Source organism: Streptomyces sp. HUAS 31, assembly GCF_028198125.1.
Taxonomy (GTDB): domain Bacteria; phylum Actinomycetota; class Actinomycetes; order Streptomycetales; family Streptomycetaceae; genus Streptomyces; species Streptomyces chartreusis.
Genome location: NZ_CP116353.1, coordinates 4,924,273 through 4,950,256 on the forward strand (window position 1 = coordinate 4,924,273; position 25,984 = coordinate 4,950,256).

24 protein-coding genes are annotated in these 25,984 nt (G+C 70.4%); 11 read left to right on the forward strand and 13 right to left on the reverse strand.

Annotation, left to right across the window (positions count from 1 at the left end; translation table 11 throughout):
• Positions 1–5: 5 nt before the first annotated feature.
• The gene (locus tag PGH47_RS21840; RefSeq protein ID WP_271664828.1) at positions 6–902 is read right to left on the reverse strand and encodes a D-alanyl-D-alanine carboxypeptidase family protein; all 897 of its coding nucleotides are present in this window, start codon (positions 900–902) and stop codon (positions 6–8) included.
• Between the two features lie 208 nt (positions 903–1,110).
• Between PGH47_RS21840 and PGH47_RS21845 the strand changes: the two genes are divergently transcribed.
• Together PGH47_RS21845 and PGH47_RS21850 are read left to right on the forward strand one after the other, a co-directional pair.
• Positions 1,111–1,773, forward strand: a complete 663-nt coding sequence (locus PGH47_RS21845) for a GntR family transcriptional regulator (protein WP_030953275.1) — start codon at positions 1,111–1,113, stop codon at positions 1,771–1,773.
• Positions 1,770–3,065: an MFS transporter gene (locus PGH47_RS21850; RefSeq protein WP_271664829.1), complete on the forward strand. Its 1,296-nt coding sequence runs from the start codon at positions 1,770–1,772 to the stop codon at positions 3,063–3,065. The genes PGH47_RS21845 and PGH47_RS21850 overlap by 4 nt, the downstream gene beginning before the upstream one ends.
• An 18-nt stretch (positions 3,066–3,083) precedes the next feature.
• Here PGH47_RS21850 and PGH47_RS21855 read toward each other — a convergent pair whose 3' ends face one another.
• Both PGH47_RS21855 and PGH47_RS21860 read right to left on the reverse strand, forming a co-directional pair.
• Entirely contained in the window at positions 3,084–3,869 is a 786-nt protein-coding gene (locus tag PGH47_RS21855) for an SAM-dependent methyltransferase (protein ID WP_271664830.1), read from the reverse strand.
• Positions 3,870–3,949: 80 nt separating this feature from the next.
• On the reverse strand, positions 3,950–4,774 hold the full coding sequence (locus tag PGH47_RS21860) for a maleylpyruvate isomerase family mycothiol-dependent enzyme (RefSeq protein ID WP_126902859.1): 825 nt from the start codon (positions 4,772–4,774) through the stop codon (positions 3,950–3,952).
• Positions 4,775–4,955: 181 nt separating this feature from the next.
• On the opposite strand from PGH47_RS21860, the gene PGH47_RS21865 reads away from it, so the two are divergent.
• Positions 4,956–5,774 (forward strand): carbon-nitrogen family hydrolase, encoded by an 819-nt coding sequence (locus PGH47_RS21865; protein ID WP_271664831.1) that lies wholly within the window; start codon positions 4,956–4,958, stop codon positions 5,772–5,774.
• 31 nt (positions 5,775–5,805) lie between these two features.
• Here the strand turns inward: PGH47_RS21865 and PGH47_RS21870 are convergent, their stop codons facing one another.
• Both PGH47_RS21870 and PGH47_RS21875 read right to left on the reverse strand, forming a co-directional pair.
• Positions 5,806–6,303, reverse strand: coding sequence for an LURP-one-related/scramblase family protein (locus PGH47_RS21870; RefSeq protein ID WP_271664832.1), 498 nt, complete (start codon positions 6,301–6,303; stop codon positions 5,806–5,808).
• Complete coding sequence (locus PGH47_RS21875; RefSeq protein WP_271664833.1) at positions 6,300–7,304, reverse strand: GlxA family transcriptional regulator; 1,005 nt, start codon at positions 7,302–7,304, stop codon at positions 6,300–6,302. Before PGH47_RS21875 ends, PGH47_RS21870 begins: the two co-directional genes overlap by 4 nt.
• A gap of 52 nt (positions 7,305–7,356) precedes the next feature.
• Between PGH47_RS21875 and PGH47_RS21880 the strand changes: the two genes are divergently transcribed.
• Both PGH47_RS21880 and PGH47_RS21885 read left to right on the forward strand, forming a co-directional pair.
• On the forward strand, positions 7,357–7,743 hold the full coding sequence (locus PGH47_RS21880; protein ID WP_271664834.1) for a cupin domain-containing protein: 387 nt from the start codon (positions 7,357–7,359) through the stop codon (positions 7,741–7,743).
• A gap of 29 nt (positions 7,744–7,772) precedes the next feature.
• Positions 7,773–9,599 (forward strand): NHL domain-containing thioredoxin family protein, encoded by a 1,827-nt coding sequence (locus tag PGH47_RS21885; RefSeq protein WP_271664835.1) that lies wholly within the window; start codon positions 7,773–7,775, stop codon positions 9,597–9,599.
• On the opposite strand, the gene PGH47_RS21890 is transcribed toward PGH47_RS21885, so the two are convergent.
• The 4 genes from PGH47_RS21890 to PGH47_RS21905 all read right to left on the reverse strand — a co-directional run bounded on the left by PGH47_RS21890 (position 9,587) and on the right by PGH47_RS21905 (position 14,129).
• Entirely contained in the window at positions 9,587–9,835 is a 249-nt protein-coding gene (locus PGH47_RS21890) for a DUF6458 family protein (protein ID WP_107904905.1), read from the reverse strand. The two genes, PGH47_RS21885 and PGH47_RS21890, sit on opposite strands and share 13 nt — an antisense overlap.
• Before the next feature lie 59 nt (positions 9,836–9,894).
• On the reverse strand, positions 9,895–11,190 hold the full coding sequence (locus PGH47_RS21895; RefSeq protein ID WP_271664836.1) for a M18 family aminopeptidase: 1,296 nt from the start codon (positions 11,188–11,190) through the stop codon (positions 9,895–9,897).
• 135 nt (positions 11,191–11,325) lie between these two features.
• Positions 11,326–13,152, reverse strand: a complete 1,827-nt coding sequence (locus PGH47_RS21900) for an acyl-CoA dehydrogenase (RefSeq protein WP_271668118.1) — start codon at positions 13,150–13,152, stop codon at positions 11,326–11,328.
• Positions 13,153–13,280: 128 nt separating this feature from the next.
• Positions 13,281–14,129 (reverse strand): intradiol ring-cleavage dioxygenase, encoded by an 849-nt coding sequence (locus PGH47_RS21905; protein ID WP_271664837.1) that lies wholly within the window; start codon positions 14,127–14,129, stop codon positions 13,281–13,283.
• Between the two features lie 120 nt (positions 14,130–14,249).
• On the opposite strand from PGH47_RS21905, the gene PGH47_RS21910 reads away from it, so the two are divergent.
• Complete coding sequence (locus PGH47_RS21910; protein ID WP_107904901.1) at positions 14,250–14,723, forward strand: SseB family protein; 474 nt, start codon at positions 14,250–14,252, stop codon at positions 14,721–14,723.
• A 76-nt stretch (positions 14,724–14,799) separates the two neighbouring features.
• Here PGH47_RS21910 and PGH47_RS21915 read toward each other — a convergent pair whose 3' ends face one another.
• Positions 14,800–15,546 carry a TetR/AcrR family transcriptional regulator C-terminal domain-containing protein gene (locus tag PGH47_RS21915; protein WP_271664838.1) on the reverse strand — a complete coding sequence of 249 codons (747 nt, stop codon included), beginning with the start codon at positions 15,544–15,546 and terminating at the stop codon, positions 14,800–14,802.
• 132 nt (positions 15,547–15,678) lie between these two features.
• Between PGH47_RS21915 and PGH47_RS21920 the strand changes: the two genes are divergently transcribed.
• From PGH47_RS21920 to PGH47_RS21930, 3 genes are all read left to right on the forward strand, one after another.
• Positions 15,679–17,178 (forward strand): MFS transporter, encoded by a 1,500-nt coding sequence (locus PGH47_RS21920; RefSeq protein ID WP_271664839.1) that lies wholly within the window; start codon positions 15,679–15,681, stop codon positions 17,176–17,178.
• 191 nt (positions 17,179–17,369) lie between these two features.
• A complete protein-coding gene (locus PGH47_RS21925) occupies positions 17,370–18,350 on the forward strand; it encodes a pirin family protein (RefSeq protein ID WP_271664840.1) in 981 nt (326 codons plus the stop codon).
• Between the two features lie 168 nt (positions 18,351–18,518).
• The gene (locus tag PGH47_RS21930) at positions 18,519–19,625 is read left to right on the forward strand and encodes an AI-2E family transporter (RefSeq protein ID WP_271664841.1); all 1,107 of its coding nucleotides are present in this window, start codon (positions 18,519–18,521) and stop codon (positions 19,623–19,625) included.
• Here the strand turns inward: PGH47_RS21930 and PGH47_RS21935 are convergent.
• A complete protein-coding gene (locus tag PGH47_RS21935) occupies positions 19,547–21,745 on the reverse strand; it encodes an ATP-binding SpoIIE family protein phosphatase (protein ID WP_271664842.1) in 2,199 nt (732 codons plus the stop codon). The genes PGH47_RS21930 and PGH47_RS21935 overlap by 79 nt on opposite strands.
• Before the next feature lie 199 nt (positions 21,746–21,944).
• Between PGH47_RS21935 and aspS the strand changes: the two genes are divergently transcribed.
• Both aspS and PGH47_RS21945 read left to right on the forward strand, forming a co-directional pair.
• Entirely contained in the window at positions 21,945–23,708 is a 1,764-nt protein-coding gene (aspS, locus tag PGH47_RS21940; RefSeq protein WP_271664843.1) for an aspartate--tRNA ligase, read from the forward strand.
• Positions 23,709–23,837: 129 nt separating this feature from the next.
• A complete protein-coding gene (locus PGH47_RS21945; RefSeq protein WP_271664844.1) occupies positions 23,838–24,794 on the forward strand; it encodes an intradiol ring-cleavage dioxygenase in 957 nt (318 codons plus the stop codon).
• 37 nt (positions 24,795–24,831) lie between these two features.
• Here PGH47_RS21945 and PGH47_RS21950 read toward each other — a convergent pair whose 3' ends face one another.
• A complete protein-coding gene (locus tag PGH47_RS21950; protein ID WP_271664845.1) occupies positions 24,832–25,512 on the reverse strand; it encodes a nucleotidyl transferase AbiEii/AbiGii toxin family protein in 681 nt (226 codons plus the stop codon).
• Positions 25,513–25,573: 61 nt separating this feature from the next.
• Positions 25,574–25,939 (reverse strand): PH domain-containing protein, encoded by a 366-nt coding sequence (locus PGH47_RS21955; RefSeq protein WP_030950219.1) that lies wholly within the window; start codon positions 25,937–25,939, stop codon positions 25,574–25,576.
• Positions 25,940–25,984: the final 45 nt, after the last annotated feature.

The following is a 25,984-nucleotide window of genomic DNA, read 5'->3' on the forward strand; positions in this document are numbered from 1 at the left end:
GGAGATCAGATACGGGCGTAGCCGTAGGTGATCAGCTTCTTCACGTCGGCCGTGCGGTTGGCCTCCGAGGAGGAGGTCAGCACGGCGCCCATCACCTGCTCGCCGTTGAGCGTGGCGGCGAAGACCAGGCAGTACTTGGCCTCGGTGCCGGAGCCGGTCTTGATGCCGAGCGTGCCGTTCCAGCCGAGCAGGGCGTTGGTGTTGTTCCAGGCCGCCATGGTCCGGGTGGCACCGGTCTTGGTGATCGTCTTGGCCGTGTAGGACTTCGTCTTCACGACGGCCTTGAACGTGGTGCTCTTCATCGCGCTGCGGGCGAGCTTCGTCAGGTCGCGCGGCGTCGAGTAGTTCGACCCATTGCTTATGCCGTCGAACGAGTCGAAGTGCGTGTTGGTCATGCCCAGGCTCTTGGCCATGGTGTTCATCTTGCCGATGAAGTTGGCCGTGCGGGCCTTGACCGTGGTGCCGGTGCCGAACTTGTCGGCGAGCGACATGGCGGCGTCACAGCCGGACGGCAGCATCATCCCGTAGAGCAGCTGACGCACGGTGACCTTGTCGCCGACGATCAGCCGGGCGGAAGAGGCGCCCTTGGAGACGATGTAGTCGCTGACCTCCTTGCGGATGGTGACCTTGGTGTCCAGGTTCAGATTCGTCTGCGAGAGCACGACCTTGGCGGTCATGATCTTCGTCGTCGACGCGGTGAGCCTCTTCGTGTCCGCGGACTTGGAGAAGAGGGTCGTGCCGGTGGCGCCGTTCATCAGGTATCCGCCCTTGGCGGTGATGGTCGGCGCCGTCACCGCCTGCGCGGGAGCCGCGGTGAGGGCTCCCGTGGCGAGCACGGCACCGGTCGTCACGGCGACGGCCGCGGCTCTGCGGATACGGCGGCCCTTGGTGGCGATTATCAACTGAAATACCCCGATTGCGTCGAATGCCCCGAATATGCGGCCGAATTGGAGGGGAAAGAAAGTGGGGCCGCACGTGTGTGACACGTAATTAGCACAGAAGGTTGTGCCGCAGCTGGCGCCAATGTCGCTTCTTTGCCGGAGGATTCCCGGGCGGTCCGAATGATGGACGAACGCCGACATGCGTACGTGTTGTATCTATGCTGTGGGCATGCCTTCCGCCCCGCCCGCACCCCTCAAGCAGCCCCCCGCCGCCGACCGTGTCTACACCCACGTCAAACAGGGCGTCCTGGACCGCCGTTACGAAGGCGGCACGCTGCTCACCGAGGGCGAGCTGGCCGAGGCCGTCGGCGTGTCGCGCACCCCGGTGCGGGAGGCGCTGCTGCGCCTGGAGGTCGAGGGGCTGATCAAGCTCTACCCGAAGAAGGGCGCCCTGGTGCTGCCGGTCTCCGCGCAGGAGATCAAGGACGTCGTTGAGACGCGGATCCTCGTCGAGGAGCACGCGGCCCGCAAGGCCGTCCCCGCGCCGCCCGGCCTCATCGAGCGCCTGGAGGAACTGCTCGCCCGGCAGAAGGAACAGGCAGCCGCGGGCGACCTCGCCGCGGCCGCCGTCACCGACCGCTGCTTCCACGCCGAGATCGTCCGCAGCGGCGGCAACGAAATCCTGTCCCGGCTCTACGACCAGCTGCGCGACCGCCAACTGCGCATGGGCGTCGCGGTCATGTACTCCCATCCCGACCGCATCGCCAAGACCCTCGTCGAGCACGAGGAGATCCTCCAGGCGCTGCGCTCCGGCGACACCGAGGCCGCGGTCGGCCTTGTCCACCGGCACATCGACTGGTTCTCCCACCTCGCACGGGGTGAGGAACGATGAGGTCCGCCGCACTGCCGGGCGATCCTCCGGGCGGCCGCCGCGCCGTCGCCGTCTGGGGCATAGGCGTCTCGGTCTACTTCGTAGCCGTCATCTTCCGTACGTCACTGGGGGTCGCCGGCCTCGACGCCGCGGACCGCTTCGAGGTCAACGCCTCCGCCCTGTCGACGTTCTCGATCCTCCAGCTCCTCGTGTACGCGGGCATGCAGATACCCGTCGGCCTGCTCGTCGACCGGCTCGGCACCAAGAAGGTGCTGGCCATCGGCACGGTGCTGTTCACCGCGGGCCAGCTCGGCTTCGCCTTCTCGCCGTCGTACGGCACGGCACTCGCCTCGCGCGCGCTGCTGGGCTGCGGCGACGCGATGACGTTCATCAGCGTGCTGCGGCTCGGCACCCGCTGGTTCCCGGCCCGGCGCGGTCCGCTGATCGCCCAGCTCGCCGGTCTCGTGGGCATGGCCGGCAATCTCGTCTCCACGCTGGTGCTGGCCCGGCTGCTGCACGGGGTCGGCTGGACGGCGGCCTTCGCGGGCAGCGCGGGCGCGGGCGCCGTGGTGCTCGTGCTGACCCTGCTGCTCCTGAAGGACCACCCCGAAGGACACGAGCCGGAGCCCCTGCCCCACCAGGGCTCGGCATACGTACGACGTCAGATCGCCGCGTCCTGGCGGGAGCCGGGCACCCGCCTCGGGCTGTGGGTGCACTTCACGACGCAGTTCCCGGCGATGGTCTTCCTGCTGCTGTGGGGAATGCCGTTCCTGGTGGAGGCACAGGGACTGTCCCGGGCCACGGCCGGCGAACTGCTCACCCTCGTCGTCCTGTCCAACATGGTCGTCGGCCTGGTCTACGGCCAGGTCGTGGCCCGCCACCACGAGGCACGCCTCCCGCTGGCGCTCGGCACCGTCGCGGCGACGGCCGTGATGTGGGCGACGACGCTGCTCTGGCCCGGCGCGACGGCGCCGATGTGGCTGCTGATCGTGCTGTGCACGGTGCTCGGGGCGTGCGGTCCGGCCTCCATGCTCGGCTTCGACTTCGCCCGCCCGGCGAACCCGCCGGAGCGTCAGGGCACGGCGTCCGGCATCACCAACATGGGAGGCTTCGTGGCCTCGATGACGACGCTCTTCGCCATCGGCGTGCTGCTGGACGCGACCGGCGACGACTACACCGTCGCCTTCTCGTTCGTCTTCGTCCTCCAGGCCCTCGGCATCAGCCAGATCCTGCGGCTGCGCAGGCGCGCGGCGCGCAGGGAGCGGGAACGGCTGGTCGCCAGCAGGGTGGAGACGGTGCACGTTCCCGCGTGAGCGCATCAGCCTGCGAGGTCAGAGGGCCGGGACAAGAGTGAGATACGCGAGCCCCAGCACCCCGCGGTAGCTCATCCACTGGGCGCGATGGCGGTCGAGGCGCTCACGGGTCTCGTCCGCCAGGGGGTGCCCGGGGTTCCGCGCCAGCCACACCTCGGCGTCCGCCTGGTACGCCGACTCGAACTCCTCCCACTCGTCGAGGTTCGCCGTCTCCGTCCACTCCGGACGGAACCCGGCGGCGACCACGAGGTCGAGCAGGGCCGCGAGATCGTGCTGGTCGCTCGCCGCGGCCCCCGGCCACATGCCGGCGAGTTCTGCCTGGGTGGGGGGTCGCTGCCAGAAGCCCTCGCCGAGCAGGACACGGCCGTCGTCGCTGACCAGACGGCGCAGTTCACGCAGGGCTTCGGCGAAGTGCCCCGGCGGCTCGGCCGCGCCGAGGGCATGGCTCGACCCGACACACAGGACGAGATCGGCGGGGCCGCGGGAGGTTCCCGTCGCCGACTCCTCGACGAACCGGGCGCGTTCGGTGAGCCCACGGGCCTCGGCGTTGCGCCGGCCTCGGGCGAGGTCCTCGGCGTTCAGGTCCACCCCGACGCCGGTGGCCCGCGGCGCGGCATCGAGGACGCGGAGCATCAACTCGCCCCAGCCGCAGCCGATGTCCAGGACGGTACGGGGATCAGTGCCGGCCAGCCGCCGGACGAGACTCTGTGCCCGTGCCTCGGACAGCGGGCCGTGGAAGGTCAGTCGGGTCAGGCGCGGGGGTCGGGCGGACGTGGACGCGGAGTGTGTGTCGGTGTCGGTCACGCCGGGACGGTAGCCGCGGTCGGGCGGCGGACGACACCGGTTTTCCTGCCGCCGCCCCTGCCCGTCCCCGCCCGCAGTGCCTACTGCGTGACGGTGAAGTTCCGCAGGATCGCCGCCGTCAGATTCGGGTCGCCCTCCGTCTTCAGCCGGTCCGCCACCGACTCCGCCGTGATACGGCCGCAGGCGAGGCGGACGAAGGTCTCCCAGTCGAGGGTGAGGGTGGCGGCGGGGCCGAGCGCGGGGGCCGTCTCCAGAGTGCCGCGGCCCTGGATGTCGATCCGGATCGTGCGCAGGAACTCGACCGGGCCGTGCACGTCGAGGACGATCGCCGAGCTGCGCGGGGCGTCGGCCTTGGTGGCGACGATGTCGGGGAACTGGGAGAGAAGCACGTCACGGGCCACGTGCGCGCCGGGGGAGTCGAGGTTGCCCGGGCGGCCGAGGGCGGCGCGCAGATCCTGCTCGTGCACCCACACGTTGAAGGCGTGGCCCCGCATCGACTCCTCAAGGGTGATCTCCGCGCCGAGCGGCCCGCGCACCTTGGTTCCGGGGTCACGGGACTCGTTGCGCAGCTGCCGGTTGCGGCGGATGACCGTGTACTCGAGCTCGGAGGTCATCTCCGGCGCCGTGTGATGACGGCGGACGTCGACCTGCATCTCCATGTACCGCTGGTGGTCGTTGGTGACGTGGTAGAGGTCGCGCGGGAGCGTGTGGATGGGGCGCGGGTCGCCGAGCATCTCGCAGTCCAGGCCGATGACATGCGAGACGACATCGCGCACCGACCAGCCGGGGCAGGGCGTACGCCGATTCCACTCGCCCTCGACGAGCGGTGTCACCAGCTCGGATATCGCATCGATGGAGTGGGTCCAGGCGTCGGCGTAGGGCTGGAGGGTGGGATGCAGACTCACGGAACGGGACCCCTCGGCGGTCGGTACACGGGCGGGTTGTGGCGGCGTTGCCAGTGGGAGGTGGCGGCTGTCGGCGGGTGTCTTGAACGCTAAGTTACGCTGCTGTGAGGCACCCCGGCAGTGCTTTCGTGTGACGATCGTAGGCCCGGATGGACGGCTCGAATGCCAGGACGGTGGTAGTGTGCGCGCCTCTCTGCTCCAGATCGACGTCAACGAGGGCGAATCGGTCGAATCGCGCCGTGGCCGCGTAGCCGCACTCGTACGGGAACAGGCCGGAGCCGATCTGGTCGTGCTGCCCGAGCTGTGGACCACCGGGGCGTTCGCCTACGAGGGCTTCGCCGACGAGGCCGAGCCGCTCGAGGGGCCGACGTACGAGGTGATGGCGAAGGCCGCGAGCGACGCGGGCGTGTGGCTGCACGCGGGCTCGATCCCCGAGCGGGCTCCGGCCGGCAGTGGCTCCGCCACGGGCGACGGGCCGCTCTACAACACCTCTCTCGTCTTCTCCCCCTCCGGTGAGCTGGCCGCCGCCTACCGCAAGATCCACCGGTTCGGCTTCGACAAGGGCGAGGCGGTGCTGATGGCCGCCGGCGAGGACCTCGTGACCGTCCGCCTGCCCGGGACCACGCTGGGCGTGGCCACCTGCTACGACCTCCGGTTCCCCGAGCTCTTCCGCGGTCTCGTCGACGCCGGCGCCGAGACCCTGGTCGTCCCCGCGGGCTGGCCGGAGCGCCGCCGGGCGCACTGGACGCTGCTGGCTCAGGCGCGGGCGGTGGAGAACCAGGCGTTCGTGCTCGCCTGTGGAACGGCCGGGACGCACGCCGGAGTTCCGCAGGCCGGTCACTCGATCGTGGTCGACCCCTGGGGCGAGGTGCTGGCGCAGGCCGGCACGGGGGAGCAGGTCCTGACGGTGGAGTTCGACCCCGGCAAGGTCGCGCTGACCCGGGATCAGTTCCCGGCGCTCAAGGACCGCATGCTGGGACTGGCGGCGCCGCGCCGCTGACCCGGACCAACCCCGGGCGCGGGGACCGGCCTCAGTCGTCCCCCCGCTCCTTCTCCGCGAGGTGGATCACGCACACCGCCACCGCGATCAGCAGCGCCGGATCGGCGTCCTCCCGGACCACGTCGACGCCGTAGGTGTCGCGGACGTGCAGCCGGCGCCGCGAGACCACGGCCAGCAGTTCACCGTCGTACTCGACCGCGAACTCCCGGTCCAGGATCTTGCCGCTGACGTCGAGTTCCGTGCTGCCGTCGGCCAGGGCCACCCGGTAGTGGTTGCGCAGCAGGGACAGCCGCTTGCGGCGGATCGTGGCCAGCGGTCCGCCGTCGCGCTCGATCACCATCGTGTCGCGCAGGGCGAACATCTTCTGGTGGATGTCGATGACGACGTTGCCCTGCGTGTCCTTCAGCTCGAAGGTGTCCCGCAGCCGCATCGCCTTGCCGTCGACGAGGAACACCTTGCTGCCCCGGTCGTCCTCGATCCAGTAGTCGTCACCGAAGCCGAGGAGCCGGTCGCGTACGAGGAATCTCATGACATGAGGGGTTCCCCGCCGCCCGGCCCGAAACGCCGTCTGTAGGCCGACGGGCTGAGCCCGGTCTCGCGCCGCACCCGCGCGCGCAGGTTCGCCGCGGTGCCCAGTCCGCTGCGGGCCGCGACCACGTCAAGGCGCTCCTCGCCGCGCTCGATCAGCCGGCACGCGAGCGTGACCCGCTCCCCCGTCAGCCAGGCCAGCGGCGTCGTCCCCAGCTGCGCCCGGAAGCGCCGGTGCAGGGTCGCCGGCGACACCGCCGCCCGCGCCGCCAGGTCCGCCACGGTCAGCGGCTCCCCCAACCGTGCCTGCGCCCACGCCAGCAGTGGGGCCAGCGACTCGTCCGGCACGTCCGGCAGCGGCCGCTCCACGAACTGCTTCTGCCCGCCGTCCCGGTGCGCGGCGAACACCAGCCTGCGCGAGACCGCGTTGGCCACCTCGGCGCCGTGGTCCCGCCGTACGACGTGCAGGCACAGGTCGAGCGCGGCGGCGCTGCCCGAGGCGGTCAGGATGTCGCCGTCGTCGACGAACAGCACGTCCGGCTCCAGCAGGACACCCGGATGCAGCGCCCGGAAGATGTCGGCCCAACGCCAGTGGGTGGTGGCCCGGCGTCCGTCCAGCAGCCCGGCCTCGGCGAGCGCGAAGCTGCCGGTGCACAGGCTCATCACGCGCGCGCCACGCGCGTGCGTGCGGCGGATCGCGTCGCGTACGGCGGCCCCGCGCGGGACGACGTTGTCCGGGCGGCCGGGCACGACGAGGGTGTCCGCCGCGTCGACCGCGTCCAGCGGGGCCACGCCGGTCATCGTGAAGAAGCCGTGGTTCATCCGCACCTCGGGCGTGGGCGCGCAGAGCGTCACGTCGTACAGCGGCCCGTCGAGCCCCAGTTCGGGCCGCGGCAGCCCGAACAGCTCGGTGGCGACGCCGACCTCGAACGGATTGGTGCCCTCGTCGACGATCACGGCGACCCGATGCCCGGGCTTCGGCTGAGAGGATCCTTGCGCCATATGCGATTCCTAGCACTCGCAGGGCGTCGGGACCACCCCGCACGATGAGCGCATGGAACCCATCTCGCTCGACGCGGCCCTCGCCTCCTTCACCAGGACCTGGAGCCCGCGCATCGTCGCGTCCGTCAACGACTACGACGTCCGCGTGGCCAAGGTCGACGGCGAACACGTCTGGCACGCCCACGACCACACCGACGAGTTCTTCCTGGTCCTCGACGGCGAACTGCACATCTCCCTGCGCGAGAACGGCACGGAGCGCACCGTCGTCCTCCCCAAGGGCTCGGTCTTCACGGTCCCCCGCGGCACCGAACACAAGCCGTACGCCCCCGCCCCGACGTCCATCCTCCTCCTCGAACCCACCGGCACCCTGACAGTCGGCGACCGCCACGACGAGGTACCGGCCCATGTGGACGCCACAACCGGACACGCCCTGGGCTGACTGTCGGTGGCCGGTGGCACCCTGGGGGCATGAACGACTCCGCACCCCGACGCGTCCGCGTCCGCGCCCCCGAGCTGGTCGGCGAGGGCGGCTGGCTGAACACCGGCGGCCGCCCGTACAGCCTCGCCGAGCTGCGAGGACGCATCGTCGTCCTGGACTTCTGGACCTTTTGCTGCATCAACTGCCTGCACGTCCTGGACGAGCTCAGGGAGCTGGAGCGCGAGCACCGGGACACGGTGGTCGTCATCGGGGTGCACTCGCCGAAGTTCGTGCACGAGGCCGAGCACGGGGCGGTCGTGGACGCGGTGGAGCGGTACGGGGTCGAGCATCCCGTGCTGGACGACCCCGAGCTCGCCACCTGGAAGCAGTACGCGGTGCGGGCCTGGCCGACGCTCGTCGTGATCGACCCCGAGGGCTATGTCGTCGCGCAGCACGCCGGTGAGGGGCATGTGCACGCCATCGAGCGTCTGGTGACCGAGCTGGAGGCCGAGCACGAGGCCAAGGGCACGCTGCGGCGCGGCGACGGACCGTACGTGGCGCCGGAGCCGGAGCCGACTGTGCTGCGGTTCCCGGGGAAGGCGCTGCTGCTGCCGAGCGGGAACTTCCTGGTCAGCGACACCACGCGGCATCAGCTGGTGGAGCTGGAGGCGGACGGGGAGACCGTCGTCCGGCGGATCGGCCAGGGCGGTCGCGGGCTCACCGACGGCCCCGCGGAGCGAGCCCGCTTCAACGAACCGCAGGGCCTGGCGCTGCTGCCGGACGGCTCCGTGGTCGTCGCCGACACGGTGAACCACGCCCTGCGCCGCTTCGACCCGGTCAGCGGCCGCACCACCACCCTCGCGGGCACCGGCCACCAGTGGATGCAGGGCGACGCCACGTCCGGCCCCGCGCGCGAGGTCGACCTGTCCTCACCGTGGGACGTGGCGTGGTGGCAGGGCAAGGTGTGGATCGCCATGGCAGGCATCCACCAGCTGTGGGCGTACGACCCGGACTCCGCCTCCGTCTCCGTCACCGCCGGCACCTCCAACGAGGGCCTGGTCGACGGTCCGGGCGCCGAGGCCTGGTTCGCGCAGCCGTCGGGGCTCGCGGCGACGCCCGACCGGTTGTGGCTTGCCGACTCGGAGACCTCGGCGCTGCGCTGGGTCGACCCCGACGGCGCGGTCCACACCGCCGTCGGCACCGGCCTCTTCGACTTCGGGCACCGCGACGGCGCCGCCGAACAGGCTCTGCTCCAGCACCCGTTGGGTGTCACGGCCCTGCCCGACGGCTCGGTGGCGATCAGCGACACCTACAACCACGCCCTGCGCCGCTACGACCCGGCGACCGGCGAGGTCACCACCCTGGCGACGGACCTGCGGGAGCCGTCGGGCGCGGTCCTGGCCGGCGACGACATCGTGGTGGTGGAGTCGGCCCGGCACCGGCTGACCCGGCTGCGGCTGCCCGAGGAGGCCGTCCGCGTCGAGGCGGTCGCCCACCGCACGCGGCGCGCCGCCACCGAAGTGGCCCCCGGCAAGGTCCTGTTGGACGTGATCTTCCAGGCCCCGGCGGGTCAGAAGCTGGACACCCGGTACGGCCCCTCGACCCGGCTGCTGGTCTCCTCGACCCCTCCGGAGCTGCTGCGCACGGGCGAGGGTGCGGGCACCGATCTCGCCCGCACCCTCGAACTCGACCCGTCCGTCCCGGAGGGCGTACTGCATGTCTCGGCGATGGCCGCGTCCTGCGACGACGACCCTCACAACGAGTACCCGGCGTGCCATGTCCACCAGCAGGACTGGGGCGTGCCGGTCCGTCTGACGGAGACGGGCGCCGACCGTCTCCCGCTGGTGCTGGCCGGGATGGACGCTCAGACGCCGTAGCCGTCGCTGTATCCGTCCCTGCGGTGGTGGTGGTCTTCCTCGACGACCGGAGTCGTCGGGGGCACCACCACTCGCTTGCGCCGCGCGATGCTGCTGAACGTCGTTACGCCGATCAATCCCACGATCATGAAGATGACCCCGACCAGGTCGAGATTGACGCCGTCCATCTCCCAGTCGGTCGCGAACGTGAGGATGGCTCCAACGGCGATGAGGATGATGCACCCGCCGAGGCCCATGTGTGTCGCCTTCCTGTCCGGTGGTTCCGGTCGCAGGCGGGTACCCCACGTATCCCGGACTACCCCTCCAGGAACGCCACCAGCGAATTCGCCAGCAGCCAGGGGTCGTCGGCGCCGCACAACTCCCGCACGCTGTGCATCGACAGGATCGCCACACCGATGTCGACGGTCTTGATGCCGTGCCGGGCCGCGGTGATCGGGCCGATGGTGGTGCCGCAGGGCATGGAGTTGTTGGAGACGAAGGACTGGAAGGGGACTTCGGCCTTCTCGCAGGCCGCCGCCCACACCGCCCGGCCCGAACCGTCGGTCGCGTAGCGGTTGTTGACGTTGACCTTGAGGATCGGCCCGCCGTTGACGCGCGGGTGGTGCGTCGGGTCGTGGCGCTCGGCGTAGTTGGGGTGGACCGCGTGGCCGGTGTCGGAGGAGAGACAGAGGGTGCCCGCGAAGGCGCGTGCCCGGTCCTCGTACGACCCGCCGCGCGCGAACACCGAGCGCTCCAGGACGCTGCCCAGCAGCGGCCCGTCCGCACCGGTGTCGCTCTGCGAGCCGTTCTCCTCGTGGTCGAAGGCCGCCAGCACCGGGATGCAGGGCAGTGCGGCGCCGGAGCCGGCGACCGCGGCCAGCGCCGCCGCACCGGCGTGCACCGACAGCAGGTTGTCCATGCGGGGACCGGCCATGAGCTCCTTGTCGCGGCCCAGGTACGCCGGTGCCTCGATGGAGTGGGCCATCAGGTCCCAGCCCGCGACCTCGCCGGCCGCCAGCCCGGCGGTCTCCTCCAGGAAGGCGATCAGGTCGCCGTCGCGGGTGTCGCCGAGGCCCCAGACGGGCTGGAGGTGGCGCTGCTTGTCGAGCTTGAGCCCCTCCGCGGAGACCGAACGGTCCAGGTGGATGGCGAGCTGGGGGACGCGCAGCAGTGGACGGTCCACGTTCACCAGCCGCGTCGAGCCGTCGCGCAGCGTCAGCCGGCCGGCGAGGCCGAGGTCGCGGTCGAGCCAGGAGTTGAGCAGCGGTCCGCCGTAGATCTCCACGGCCACCTGGCGCCAGCCGTGCGCGCCGGTGTCGGGCAGCGGCTTGACCCGCAGGTTGGGCGAGTCCGTGTGCGCGCCGACGATGCGGAACGGCGTGTGGGGCGCCGCGCCCTCGGGGACGTACCAGGCCACGATCGCGCCGCCGCGCAGCACGTACTTGCCACCGCTCGTCCCGTCCCAGGCGTCCGTCTCCGCGACCTGCCTGAATCCTGCCTTCTCCAGCCGCTCGGCGGCGTTCGCCACGGCGTGGTAGGGCGACGGGCTCGCCGCCAGGAAGGACATGAGGTCGTCGGTGTGGCCGCGATCGAAGCGGGGGGGTTCGCTCATGGGGTTCACCTTAACGACGTACGAGGGCCCGCTCCCGGAGAAGGGGAGCGGGCCCTCGTAAGGGCGATGTGGATTGTCCGTGAGTGCCTGGAACGACCGGGTGGAAGCGGTCGTTCCAGGCGTCGTCGCCTCCGGTTAGAAGGCCGCCTCGTCCAGATCCATCAGGTCCAGGTCGACGCCCTCGGCGAGCTTGCGCGCACCGGTGACACCGGGCAGGACGTTGGCCGCGAAGAACTTCGCCGCCGCGATCTTGCCCTGGTAGAAGGCCTTGTCCTTGGAGGAGGCCGTCTGCAGCTTTTCGGCGGCGATCGCGGCGCCCTTGAGGAGCAGGTAGCCGACGACGACGTCACCGGAGGCCATCAGCAGACGGGTGGTGTTGAGGCCCACCTTGTAGATGTTCTTGACGTCCTGCTCGGTGGCCGCGAGGTCGGTCAGCATCAGGCCGACGATCGCCTCCAGCTCCACGGCAGCCTTGGCGAGCTGCTCGCGGGCCGTGCCGAGGTCCTCGCCGCCCTCACCGAGCGCCAGGAACTTCTTGATGTCCTCGGCGAGCGAGTTCAGGGCCGCGCCCTGGTTGCGGACGATCTTCCGGAAGAAGAAGTCCTGGCCCTGGATCGCGGTGGTGCCCTCGTAGAGGGTGTCGATCTTGGCGTCGCGGATGTACTGCTCGATCGGGTACTCCTGGAGGAACCCGGAGCCGCCGAAGGTCTGGAGCGACTGTGCGAGCTGCTCGTAGCCCTTCTCGGAGCCATAGCCCTTGACGATCGGCAGGAGCAGGTCGTTCAGCGCGTGCTCGGCCTTGGCGTCCTCGCCGGCGGCCTCCTTGACGGCGATCGTGTCCTGGACCGAGGCGGTGTACAGCACCAGGGCGCGCATGCCCTCCGCGTACGCCTTCTGCGTCATCAGCGAGCGGCGCACGTCGGGGTGGTGGGTGATGGTGACCTTGGGCGCGCTCTTGTCGCCGAACGCGGCGAGGTCGGAGCCCTGGACGCGCTCCTTGGCGTACTCCAGCGCGTTCAGGTAGCCCGTCGACAGCGTGGAGATCGCCTTCGTGCCGACCATCATGCGGGCGAACTCGATGATGCGGAACATCTGGCGGATGCCGTCGTGCTTGTCGCCGATCAGCCAGCCCTTGGCGGGGTGCTGGTCGCCGAAGGTCATCTCGCAGGTGTTGGAGGCCTTCAGGCCCATCTTGTGCTCGACGTTCGTGGCGTAGGCGCCGTTGCGCTCGCCCAGCTCGCCGGTCTCGAAGTCGAAGAGGTACTTCGGGACGAGGAAGAGGGACAGGCCCTTGGTGCCGGGGCCGGCGCCCTCGGGGCGCGCCAGCACGTAGTGAAGGATGTTCTCCTCCATGTCGTGCTCACCGGAGGTGATGAAGCGCTTCACGCCCTCGATGTGCCAGGAGCCGTCCTCCTGCTGGATCGCCTTGGTGCGGCCGGCGCCCACGTCCGAACCCGCGTCGGGCTCAGTGAGGACCATGGTGGAGCCCCAGGTCTTCTCGACCGCGATCTGCGCGATCTTCTTCTGGACCTCGGTGCCCTCGTCGTGGAGGATGCCGGCGAACGCCGGGCCGGAGGTGTACATCCACACGGCCGGGTTCGAGCCGAGGATCAGCTCCGCGTACGACCAGATCAGGGACGGCGGCGCGGTCGTGCCACCGATGGCCTCGGGCAGGCCGAGGCGCCAGTACTCGGAGTCCATGAAGGCCTTGTAGCTCTTCTTGAAGGACGCCGGGACGGGCGCGGTGTTCGTCTCGGGGTCGAAGACCGGCGGGTTGCGGTCGGCGTCGGCGAAGGACTCGGCCAGCTCGTTCTCCGCGAGCCGGGTCAGCTCCTCCAGGATGCTCTTCGCGGTCTCGACGTCCATCTCCTCGAACGGACCCGTGCCATACAGCTTGTCGCGTCCGAGTACTTCGAAGAGGTTGAACTCGATGTCGCGGAGGTTCGACTTGTAGTGCCCCATGGTGACGACTCCGTAGAGGGATCGGCGAGGCACTTGGATCCTCGCGCTAGTTCACGTACCAACAAGTAGCTACGATGATGCTACCCGTCAGTAATAAGACGCAACCCCGATCCGCAATCTGTGACAGGTCACACCGGAACCGTCAGTGTCGCCGTGTATCCCCGCGCCACACTCCCCTTCATGGCGGCCAGCTGCTGGTCGTGGCCGTCGCTGAAGATCCCGTCGGTCTCCAGGGAGAGGCCGCTCAGGTTGCCCACGCTCCTCTCGTAGCCGTCCGAGGCGTACACGGTCTCGCAGACGTCCTTCGGGAAGGCCAGCTGGGAGGTGTTCGTGATGGCCGTCGCCGCGGTGGCGTCCGCGAGGCTGCCGTACACCTCGAAGTGGATGTGCGGCCAGCGGCCCGCGTAGCAGCCCGGGAAGACGCTTTTGAACGTGACCTGGCCCTTGTCGTCGGTCTCCTGCACGCCGCGCAGGTAGTTCTCCTCGGTGACGCCGTCCGAGTACAGGGAGTAGTTGCCGTCCCGGTCGCAGTGCCAGATGTACACGGCGGCGCCCTTCTTCGGCGTCCCGCAGCCGGAGGCCGCGTCCACGACGGTGAGCGTGACGGTCAGGGGCACGCCCTCGGCGGTGCCGCCGGCGGAGTCGCCGAAGCTCTTGGTGATGTCGTCGCGTACGACTCCGCTCTCCTTCAGGACGTTCACGCCGTTCGAGCCGTCGCCCGGGAAGGGGCCGGCGGTCTCGTCGGGGATGGTCGCGCACTCGGCGGACGAACCGGGTGAGGCGGAGCCCGTGGCGCCCTTGGCGGAGGCGTCGGCCGAGGACTCGCCGTCGGACGTGCAGCCCACCAGGGGGATCAGACCCGCCCCCGCCATCAGCCGGATCATGCGGCGGCGGGCGAGGACCGGGAGGTCGTACGAGAGTCCCCGGTCGTGCTCGTGGACTTCTTCGGCGACTGCTTCGGTGTGGTCTCGGCGCATGGAAAGACGCTAGGAGCAGCAGGCGCGGGAACCCAGGGGCACACGCTGTCAAGTCGCTGTCGTTTCGCTGCAACCCCCGTACCGGTCCGCAGCCCGGCGGGGCTCGGTACGCTTGCGCTCATGTACGGCTACGACCAGAACGTCGGTGCACAGCAGCAGTACGCCCCGCCGCAGCAGCCCATGGCAGGTGGCGTCGGCGGGTACGGCCAGCAGCCGCCGCTCTACCCCGAGCCGTCCCCGCCCTCACTCGCGGACGCGGTGCGCGCCTTCACCACCGGGCAGATGTCCGCCGAGGACTTCCAGCAGGTCTTCGCGACGTCGAAGGTCTACTGCCCGCGCGGCGACAACCCGGGCTTCCTCGCCCTGCACAACACCCAGCAGCCGGTGATCCCGATGTTCACCTCGCTGAAGGAGCTGCGCAGGTACGCGGGCAAGGAGTCCAAGTACTTCGTCATCACCGGTTCCGAGGTGATCGACCTGCTGCCCACCGGCTACGGCTTCGTCGTCGACATGGAGGGCGAGCACCGCATGGTCTTCGACGCGAAGGCCGTGGAGCAGATGGTCGAGTTCGCGATGCGCCGGATGTACGGGTAGCGCTTCGGGAGGGCTGTTTTGCGTCTGCGGGCCCGTTGTGGCTGGTCGCGCAGTTCCCCGCGCCCCTGAGGGGCGCTCAGGATCCCGGCGTTTTGAGGCGCAGGGCCAGGCCGTCCAGGACGATGTCCAGGGCGGCCGCGAACTTTGTGTCCCGCATGGTCGCCGGGTCCGTGGTGGCGACCTCCTCCGTCTGGGCGTAGCCCTTGGCCAGGTGTTCGTGGTCCGCCACCGCCTGCTGGGCCGCAGGCATCAGCCGTGCGATGAAGTCGGCCTCGGTGTCCCCGGAGCGGGCGACCGTGATGAGCCAGGCGCCCTCGGTGGTGCTCATCCCGATGACGTACGACAGGACGGCGTCGATCGCCCCGCCCGGGTCCGGGAACCCGGCAGTCGTGAACAGGGCGGCCAAGCGCTCCGAGTACGACATGAGGTTGGGGCCGAGATAGGCGAGGCCCGCCTGGCCGAGGACCGAGGACAGCCACGGGTGCCGTAGTGCCGTCGTACGGAAGGAGTGCGCGGCCTGCGCCACGGCCGCCCGCCAGTCCGGGCTGTCCGCGGGCGGTACGTCGATCTCGGCGGCGACCTCGTCGACGGCCAGCTCCATCAGCTCGTCCTTGGTCGCGACATGCCGGTACAGGGAGGCCGCGCCGGCGTTCAGCCTGGTGGCGAGCTTGCGCATGCTCAGCGCCTCCACGCCCTCCGCGTCCAGCATGACGATCGCCTCGCGCACGATCGTGGCCCGGCTGAGCGCGGGCTGGTCGGACTCGCGCTGCGGGCGGGCCCACACGGAGGGGATGGAGCTCTGCTTCGTCGTCCTGGCGGCCATCGGCACTCCTTCGCATCCCTGCGTACATCGTTCGCATCGAGCGTACAGGAATGAGATGTTGCGAACACTGTTCCGCTGTGCGTACAGTGTTCGCAACGAAGGAACGGTGTTCACGAACCGGAGGGGAACGGCATGGACGTCAAGGGAACGCGTGATCCACGTCGCTGGTGGATCCTGCTCGTGCTCTGCCTGAGCACGCTGGTGCTGGTCGTCGACAGCATGGCGCTGACCGTCGCGGTGCCCGTGATGACCGGGGAGCTCGGGGCGAGCGCGCAGGAGACCCAGTGGATCCTGGACTCCTACATCCTGGTGTTCGCGGGGCTGCTGCTCACCTCCGGCAGCCTCGGCGACCGGTTCGGACGCCGCAGGGTGATGCTGATCGGGCTCCTGCTCTTCGGGGCCGCGTCGCTGGCCGCGACCTGGTGCACGAACCCCGGCGAGGTGATCGCCGTCCGTGTCGCGATGGGGGTCGGCGGGGCGCTGATCATGCCGTCCACGCTGTCGATCCTCATCACCGTCTTCGACGAGGAGGAGCGCGGCAGGGCGATGGCGGCCTGGAGCTCGGTGTCGATGCTCGGCCTGGTCGGCAGCCCGGTGCTCGGCGGTGTCCTCATCGAGCACTTCTCCTGGCAGTCGATCTTCTTCATCAACGTGCCGATCGTGGCGCTCGCCGTCGTCGCCGGTCTGACCCTGATGCCGGAGTCCAGGGCGCCCTGGCAGAAGCCGGACCCGCTCGGCGCCGTGCTGTCGGCGGTCGGGATGACGGCCCTGGTCTGGTGGATCATCGAGCTCCCGCAGCACGGGGTGTGGACCGCCGCCCTGCCGGTCGCCCTCGCGTCGCTGGCCGGCTTCGTGATCTGGGAGAACGTCACCAAGTCCCCGATGGTCCCGCTGGTCCTCTTCAGGCACCGTAATTTCAGCGGCGGCTCGCTCTCCCTGGCGCTCGTCCAGATCGGCAACGGCGGTCTGCTGCTGGTCCTGACCCAGTACCTCCAGTTCGTGCTCGGCTACTCGCCGATCAAGGCGGGCCTCGCCTTCCTGCCGCTGGCGATCACGGCCCTCGTCGGAAACGGCGTCGGCGTCAAGCTCGCCGCGAAGTACGGCAACCGGTGGGTGATCCTCGCGGGGATGCTGGTGATGGTGGCCTGCTTCGCGCTGCTGACCACGGTCTCGGCGGACTCCGGCTTCACGGTCCCGGCGGTGGCGCTCGGTCTGCTCGGCCTCGGCGCGGGCCTTGCGATGCCGGCCGCGGTCGGCGCGCTGATGGGCACGATCCCCGAGGACAAGGCGGGCGTCGGCTCGGCCCTGAACGACACCGTCCAGCAGGCCGGCACCGCCCTGGGCATCGCGATCCTGGGCTCGCTGCTGTCGAGCGGCTTCGCGGACCGGATGCCCGAGGGGGTGCCCGAGGAGGCCAGGCACTCGATCGCCGGTGCGGTCGCCGGGGGCGACGCCGGTCTGATCGCGGCGGCCCGCGAGGCCTTCACCGCCTCGATGTCCACCACCTTCACGGTCAGCACGATCGGCGTCCTCGCGGCGGCGCTGCTGGCGACCCTGGTCATGCGCGACGACCGCCGCAGCCCGCAGGACGCGGCCGGCACCCCCGACGAGCAGCTCGAACCGGTCGTCTGACCCCCTCGGACCGGCTCTTCCTGACACACTGAGCCGCCGTCGAAGCACCGGGTCCTCGTGACGAAGGCCGGCGCCCGCCCTGGGCGTCGGCCTTCGGCGTGCCCGGGCGGGAATGGCTGCCGCGCTTTTCCCGTTAGGGGTGGCAAGAAGTTCAATGCTCAACTAAACTGGCCGCACAAGGAGGTACCGACATGCCTGCAGTGACCGTCGAGAACCCGCTGACGCTGCCTCGCGTCGCCGCGCCCGCGGAGGCGGTGGCCCGTCCCGTGCTCACCGTCACGACCGCGCCGAGCGGTTTCGAGGGTGAGGGCTTCCCGGTGCGCCGTGCGTTCGCCGGGATCAACTACCGCCATCTGGACCCGTTCATCATGATGGACCAGATGGGCGAGGTGGAGTACGCGCCGGGTGAGCCCAAGGGAACGCCCTGGCACCCGCACCGCGGCTTCGAGACCGTCACCTACATCATCGACGGGATCTTCGACCACCAGGACTCCAACGGCGGCGGTGGCACCATCACCAACGGCGACACCCAGTGGATGACGGCCGGCTCCGGTCTGCTGCACATCGAGGCCCCGCCGGAGGCGCTGGTCATGTCCGGCGGTCTCTTCCACGGCCTCCAGCTGTGGGTGAACCTCCCGGCCAAGGACAAGATGATGGCGCCGCGCTACCAGGACATCCGCGGCGGCAACGTCCAGCTGCTCACCTCCCCCGACGGCGGCGCGCTGCTGCGTGTCATCGCCGGTGAGCTGGACGGCCACCAGGGTCCCGGCATCACGCACACCCCGATCTCGATGATCCACGCGACCCTCGCCCCGGGCGCGGAGATCACCCTGCCGTGGCGCGAGGACTTCAACGGCCTCGCGTACGTCCTCGCGGGCCGCGGCAGCGTGGGTGCGGAGCGCCGCGCGATCCACACGGGCCAGACGGCCGTGTTCGGCGACGGCGGTTCGCTGACCGTCCGCGCCGACGAGAAGCAGGACTCGCACACGCCGGACCTGGAGGTCGTCCTCCTCGGCGGCCAGCCGATCCGCGAGCCGATGGCCCACTACGGCCCGTTCGTCATGAACACCAAGGACGAACTCATGCAGGCCTTCGAGGACTTCCAGAAGGGCCGCCTCGGCACCGTTCCGGCGGTGCACGGAATGAGCGGCGAGGGTCCCTCCGGGGCCTGACCCCGCCCAGGTACGAAAAAGGCCCGGGGCCGCACAGCGTGGTGCGGCCCCGGGCCTTTCGTCACCCCGACCACCCGTCGCCACCCGTCCCCCGCCCCTTCCCCGCTCGTCACCCGCCCGGTCCGCCCGCGCACGACAGCCCCGCCCCGCGCGTGATCCGCTGGAACCGTGCAGGCCCCCACCCCGCTGCTCCCCGATCCCGTACGGCGGCTCGCCGCCTGGTGTGTGGTCGTGCTGCTCGTCGCCGGAGTGGTCTACGTCGGGATCCGGCTGGCCGTGGAGTTCAGTACGGCCGTGGTGCCCGTGCTGCTCGCGCTGCTGGGGACGGCGCTGCTCGGGCCGCTGCACCGGCGGCTGGTGAAGGCCAAGGTCAACCGGTCGGTCGCCGCCGCGCTCACCTGCGTCGCCGTGGTGGCCGTAGTCGGCGGGGCCGTGTACATCGTCGTCGCCGCGGTCGTGGACAGCGGCGACGAGATCGTCGCCTCGCTCAAACAGGCGGGCCGGGACATCGCCGACCACTTCGGGGCCGCCGGCACCTCACTGGACGACGTCGCCGCCAACGCCCAGGAGCTGCTCACCAAGTTCGGCGGGACGGCCGCCTCCGGCGTCATCAGCGGGGTCAGCGTCGTGGGCGAGACCATCGCCATCGGCGTGCTCGCGCTGCTGCTGGTCTTCTTCTTCCTGCGGGACTCCGACCGGGCGGCCGGCGCCCTGCGGTCCGTCGTGCCCGGCAGCGGCGGGGAGCTCGTGGAGGCCATGGCCCGGCGCGCGTTCCAGGCCGTGGAGGGGTTCATGCGGGGGACCACCTTCATCGCCTTCATCGACGCCGTCTGCATCACCGTCGGCCTGGTGATCCTGGATGTGCCGGGCGCGATCGGGCTCGGCGCGCTCGTCTTCGTCGGCGCCTACATCCCCTATCTGGGCGCGGTCATCTCGGGAGCCGTCGCCGTCCTGGTCGCCCTCGCCGACCGGGGCTTCGTCATCGCGCTGTGGGTGCTGGGGATCGTGCTGGCCGTGCAGGTGCTCGAGGGGCATGTGCTGACGCCGGCGATCCAGAGCAGGACCGTGCAGATGCACCCGGCCGTCGTCATGGTGACGATCACCGCGGGCGCCTCCGTGGCCGGCATCCTCGGCATGCTGCTCGCCGTACCTCTCACCGCCGCCGCGTTCGGCGTCGCGCACGAGCTGCGGGAGCGTTACGGCAGCTCGACGTCGAGCGCGACGGTGACTTCGACCGAGCCGCCCCCGGACCCGACGGCGCCCTCGGACTCGTAGAGCTCGAACCAGATGCTCTTGCCCTCGCCGCGAGGGTCGACGCCCCACGCGTGGGCCAGCAGCTCGATCAGCATCAGACCCCGCCCGGACGAGGCCAGCTCCCCGGGGCTGCGCCGGTGCGGCAGGTCGTCGCTGGTGTCCGTGACCTCGACGCGCACCCGGCGGTCGCCGGTCTCGCCCCGCACCTCCGCCAGCAGCAGCGCGTCGGCGTCGGTGTGCACCAGGACGTTCGTCAGCGTCTCCGACAGCAGCAGGACCGCGGAGTCGACCTGGTCCTCGGAGGCCCAGTCGTGCAGCAGCTCCCGCAACTGCTGCCGGGCCACCCCGACCCGCTCCGGCTCGGCCTGCGCGACCGACAGCATGGTGCGCCGGACCGTCGGCGGCCGGGCGGTGTCGGCGTGGCCGTCGCCCTGCCGGCGCAGCAGCAGTACCGCTATGTCGTCCTCGCGGCGGTCGGCGAGCGGGCCGGTGGTGTGGTGGGAGGACGGGCCGTGGACGGCCTGGACCAGGGCGTCGGCGAGCCCCTCCAGGTCGCCGTCGTGCTCCTCCAGGATCGAGCGGATGCGCTTCCAGCCGGTCTCCAGGTCGTGGCCGCCGGTCTCGATCAGCCCGTCCGTGCAGATCAGCATGGTCTCGCCGGGTTCCAGGGTGATCCTGGTCGTCGGATAGTCGGCGTCCGGGTCGATGCCCAGCGGCAGACCGCCGGCCGTCGGACGCGCCAGCACCGTGCCGTCGGTCATCCGGATCGCCGGGTCCGGGTGCCCGGCGCGGGCGATGTCCAGCAGACCCGACGCGGGATCGACCTCGACGTACAGGCAGGTCGCGAAGCGCAGGTCGGACGGGTCCTCGTCGAGGGCGCCGAACGTCATCCCGTGCAGGAAGCGCGAGGCCCGGGAGAGCACGGCATCGGGGCGGTGGCCCTCGGAGGCATAGGCGCGCAGAGCGATCCGCAGCTGGCCCATCAGGCCCGCCGCCCGTACGTCATGGCCCTGGACGTCGCCGATGACGAGGGCGAAGCGGCCTCCCCCGAACTCCGTTCGGGAGGTGCCCCCAGGCAACGGGATCATGTCGTACCAGTCGCCGCCGACCTGAAGGCCCCCGCCGGTCGGGATATACCGCGCGGCGACGCCCATGCCCGGTATCTCGGGGCCCAGCTTGGGCAGCATCGAGCGCTGGAGGCCGTCCGTGAGCTCCCGTGCGGACTCGGCGGCCTCGGCGCGCGAGAGGGCCTGGGCGAGCATGCGGGCGACCGTCGTCAGAACGGAGCGCTCGTCCGGGGTGAAGGCGACCGGATAGGTGAACGCCGCCATCCAGGCGCCCATCGTGCGCCCGGCCACGGTCAGCGGCAGGAACGCCCAGGACTGCCGGTCGAAGTGCGCGGCGAGCGGCCAGGTGACCGGGTAGCGGTCCTTGTACTTCTCGGGCGAGGAGAGATAGACGGCACGGCCGGTGCGGACCACCTCGGCGGCCGGGTAGTCCGTGTCCAGGGCCATGTGCGTGAACGGGCCCTCGTCACCGGGCTGATGGCCGTGGTGTCCGATGATCGTCAGGCGATCGCCCGTCACCCCGAAGACCGCGAGCCCGTCCGGTGAGAAGCCCGGCATCGACAGACCGGCCGCGACCCGCAGCACCTCGGCCGTCGATCGCGCCTCGGCCAGCGCCCGCCCCGCGTCCAGCAGGAACGCCTCCCGCGAGCGCCGCCAGTCGCCGGTCACCGCCGTACGGCCGGAGGAGGTGCCCGGCACCGGCTCGGTGACCTCCTGGAGGGAGCCGGTGACCTCGTACGACCGCTTCTCGCGGTCGAAGGACGCGTGGAAGCGGCTGCGGCCGACCCGGACCACTCGGCCCATGTCGTCCATGATCCGCACCCGCACCTCGCCGAGCGTGCCCTCGGCGACGGCCAGCTGGATCACCCCGCTGATCTCGTTCCAGTCCACCGGGTGCAGCCGTGCGCGCACCTGGGCCTGGCTGAGCGTGGCCCGTTCGGAGGGCAAGCCCAGCAGCCGTGCCGCCTCCGCGTCGACCGTGACCAGTCCCGTGGCGGTGTTCCAGTGCCACAGTCCGGTCGCGAGGGCGGCGAGAATCTCCCCCACCGCGGGCAGGGGCTCACCAGTGCGCATTGCCCCACTCTAAGAAGAGGTGATCGAACGCTGCCACCGAAGCTGTACGGGGCATCGGGTCCCCGGGCCCGGGGCCACGGCCAAATGGTGGGGAGGCGATCTTGGGGTGCCCGGTAGGCTTGGGGGGAGTTTCACGTGAAACAAAGCCCCTCATTCACGGGAACCAAGCCCCCGATCCGCGAAGACTGGATGAACGACGATGCATCGGTACAGGTCCCACACCTGCGGCGAGCTCCGCTCCTCTGACGTCGGCACCGACGTCCGGCTGAGTGGCTGGCTGCACAATCGGCGCGACCTGGGCGGCATCCTCTTCATCGATCTGCGCGATCACTACGGCATCACGCAGCTCGTGGCCCGCCCGGGCACCCCCGCGTACGAGGCCCTGGACAAGCTGTCCAAGGAGTCCACGGTCCGGATCGACGGCAAGGTCGTCTCCCGTGGCGCCGAGAACATCAACTCCGAGCTGCCCACCGGCGAGATCGAGGTCGAGGTCGGCGAGGTCGAGCTGCTCGGTGCCGCCGCCCCGCTCCCCTTCACGATCAACACCGAGGACGGGGTCAACGAGGAGCGGCGCCTGGAGTACCGCTTCCTGGACCTGCGCCGCGAGCGCATGCACAAGAACATCCTGCTGCGCACGTCGGTCATCTCGGCGATCCGCCACAAGATGACGGCGCTGGGCTTCAACGAGATGGCGACGCCGATCCTGTCCGCGACCTCCCCCGAGGGCGCCCGCGACTTCGTCGTCCCCTCCCGCCTGAACCCGGGCAAGTTCTACGCGCTGCCGCAGGCCCCGCAGCAGTTCAAGCAGCTGCTGATGATCTCCGGCTTCGACCGCTACTTCCAGATCGCGCCCTGCTTCCGCGACGAGGACGCGCGCGCCGACCGCTCGCCGGGCGAGTTCTACCAGCTCGACATCGAGATGAGCTTCGTCGAGCAGGAGGACGTCTTCCAGCCGGTCGAGAAGCTGATGACCGAGCTCTTCGAGGAGTTCGGCAAGGGCCGCCACGTCACCTCGCCGTTCCCGCGGATCCCGTTCCGCGAGGCGATGCTGAAGTACGGCTCCGACAAGCCGGACCTGCGGGCCCAGCTGGAGCTCGTCGACATCACCGACATCTTCGAGGGCTCGGAGTTCAAGGCGTTCGCCGGCAAGCACGTGCGCGCGCTGCCGGTGCCGGACGTCTCCGCGCAGCCCCGCAAGTTCTTCGACCAGCTCGGTGACTTCGCGGTCACCCTCGGCGCGAAGGGCCTGGCCTGGGTCCGCGTCGCCGAGGACGGCTCGCTGACCGGCCCGATCGCCAAGTTCCTCACCGAGGAGAACGTCGCCGAGCTGACCAAGCGCCTGTCGCTGGCCGCCGGTCACGCCGTCTTCTTCGGTGCGGGCGAGTTCGACGAGGTCTCCAAGATCATGGGCGCGGTCCGTGTCGAGGCCGCCAAGCGTGCCGGGCACTTCGAGGAGGGCGTCTTCCGGTTCTGCTGGATCGTCGACTTCCCGATGTACGAGAAGGACGAGGAGACCGGCGCGATCGACTTCTCGCACAACCCGTTCTCCATGCCGCAGGGCGGCCTGGAGGCCCTTGAGACCCAGGACCCGCTGGACATCCTGGGCTGGCAGTACGACATCGTCTGCAACGGCGTCGAGCTGTCCTCCGGCGCGATCCGGAACCACGAGCCCGAGATCATGCTGAAGGCGTTCGAGATCGCCGGCTACGACCGCGAGACCGTCGAGGACAAGTTCGCCGGCATGCTGCGCGCCTTCCGCTTCGGTGCCCCGCCGCACGGCGGCATCGCCCCCGGCGTCGACCGCATCGTCATGCTCCTCGCGGACGAGCCCAACATCCGCGAGACCATCGCCTTCCCGCTCAACGGCAACGCCCAGGACCTGATGATGGGCGCGCCGACGGAGCTGGAGGAGGCCCGGCTCAGGGAGCTGCACCTCACGGTGCGCAAGCCGCAGCCGAAGTAGGCGAAATGCAGTGAGGTGGCTCGGAACCGACGCAGGTTCCGGGCCACTTCTCTTTGTGCGGCACATGCAGGGCTCTCACCCAGCCCTTACCTAAGCTCCTGACAGGCGTGGTCCCTAACTTCCCTGCCCATGACGGGAAACCAGACGGCCGAAGGGCCGAAACACAAGAAGGACCTCACGCGTCGCAAGGTCGTCGTGGCCGGCGCGGGCGCGGCGGTCGCGGTGGGCGTCGGCGGCACTCTCGCGGCGGGCGCCTTCGCGGGTGAGAAGAGCGCGGCGGGCACCACGGCATCGGCGAGCGGCAGCGCCTCGGAGACCTGCTACAAGCTGACCTCCGAGACCACCGAGGGCCCCTACTACATCGACGCGGACAAGCTCCGCAAGGACATCACCGAGGACCAGGAGGGCATCCCGCTCACCCTCCGCCTCAAGGTGATCGACGCCGAGACCTGCAAGCCCATCAGGAACGCCGCGGTCGACATCTGGCACTGCAACGCGCTGGGCGTGTACTCGGGTTACGAGGACATGGGCAGCGGCGGTGGCGGTGGCGGCACTCCGCCGTCCGGCGAGCCGACGGGCGAGCCCCCGTCCGGTGAGCCCTCGGGCGGGCCCGGCGGCGGAGGCGGTGTCCACCAGGAGCCGACGGACGACGAGCGCTATCTGCGCGGCACCTGGCGGACGGACCGCAACGGCACGGTGGAGTTCAAGACGGTCTTCCCCGGCTGGTACCAGGGCCGGTGCGTCCACATCCACACCAAGGTCCATGTGAGCGGCACCTGGACGGACGCCGGGTACGAGGGCGGCAACACCTGCCACACCGGTCAGTTCTTCTTCGACGAGGAGAGCGTGCTCGCCTCCGCGGAGGTGGCGCCGTACTCCACGAACACCACCACCCGCACCACGCTCGACGAGGACACCATCTACCCGGACAACGGGACCGAGGGCGGCCTGCTGAAGCTGAAGTACCGCAAGAACGACATCGCGAAGGGCGTGGTCGCCACGATCACGATGGGCGTCGACCCCGAGGCCACGCACGACGGCACGGACGACGCGGTCCAGCCGGGAGCGTCGGCGTCGGCCGGCTGACGCGGACCTGAAGGCATGGTGGGGCGGGAGGCGGTCGTCACTCCTCCGTGGGCGGCCGAAGTGCCTCCTGCTCCAGCAGGCGCTCCGCGATGTCGTCGGCCCAGGCCCGTACCCAGCGGCGCAGGGCCGGTACCGCCTCCGCGTCCAGGCCCCGGGTGGTGAACTCCCGGTCGTCCAGCAGTTCCGTCGCCTCCAGACGGGACTGGAGGTCGGCCGGGTCGAACTCGTCCCAGGCGTGGCGGCGGCCCTGTTCCTCCAGGTCGGGGAAGCTCCAGTGGGCCGCGGCGGCGTGGACGTCGGTGAGGTCGCGGGCGGTGCCCCGGTCGGCCAGCGCGCGGACCTTGGTGCCGATGAGGTCCTCGAGGGAGAGGGCGGGGCCCAGGTCGGTCGCGACGGGCTGCTGCCAGAGGGTTTCCTTCACCAGGTCGACCGGTTGTTCATCGGCGCCTTCCACACCGGTGACCAGGAGGCGCGCGGACAGCGGGTCGATCTCCAGGGGGCGCACCAGCCAGCCGCGTTCCGTCAGTCCCGTGCGGACCGCCGCCGCGACCCGGTCCATCGGCTCGGGGCTCTCGGTGGCCACTTCCAGCGGCCCTTCGACCGAGGCGTCCGGCATCAGGCCGTGCGCCCGGACCGCGTACCCGCCGGCCAGCACGAGCGGGTAAGGGGCGCCGATCGTGAGGACGTCGGTCAGCAGGTGGTGGCGGAGCGGGATCATCGTGCGCCGATTATGGCGGCCCCGCCGAGCCGGCCGGAGTCGGCGGGGCCGGACGTGCGGGCTACTTCGCCACGAACTGCGTAAGGATCGCCTGCACCTCGTAGATGTCGACGCCCTTGGTGAACGTCTTCTCGATCGGCGTCGGCGTCCCCGAGACCCAGATCTTCAGCTCGGCGTCCAGGTCGAAGGTGCCCGCGGTCTCGACCGCGAAGTGCGTGATGCTGCGGTACGGGATGGAGTGGTACTCCACCTTCTTGCCGGTGATGCCCTGCTTGTCGACCAGGATCAGACGACGGTCGGTGAACAGGATGGTGTCGCGTATCAGCAGGTACGCGGCGTGCACCTGCTCACCGTGACCCAGCAGCCGGGCGAAGTCCTGCTGCGCCTGCCCCGAGTCGATGGTGTGCGCGTTACCGAAGAGCGCCATGAATGGATCCCCCCACGTGATGGCTCTACATGATCTTCGCAATGT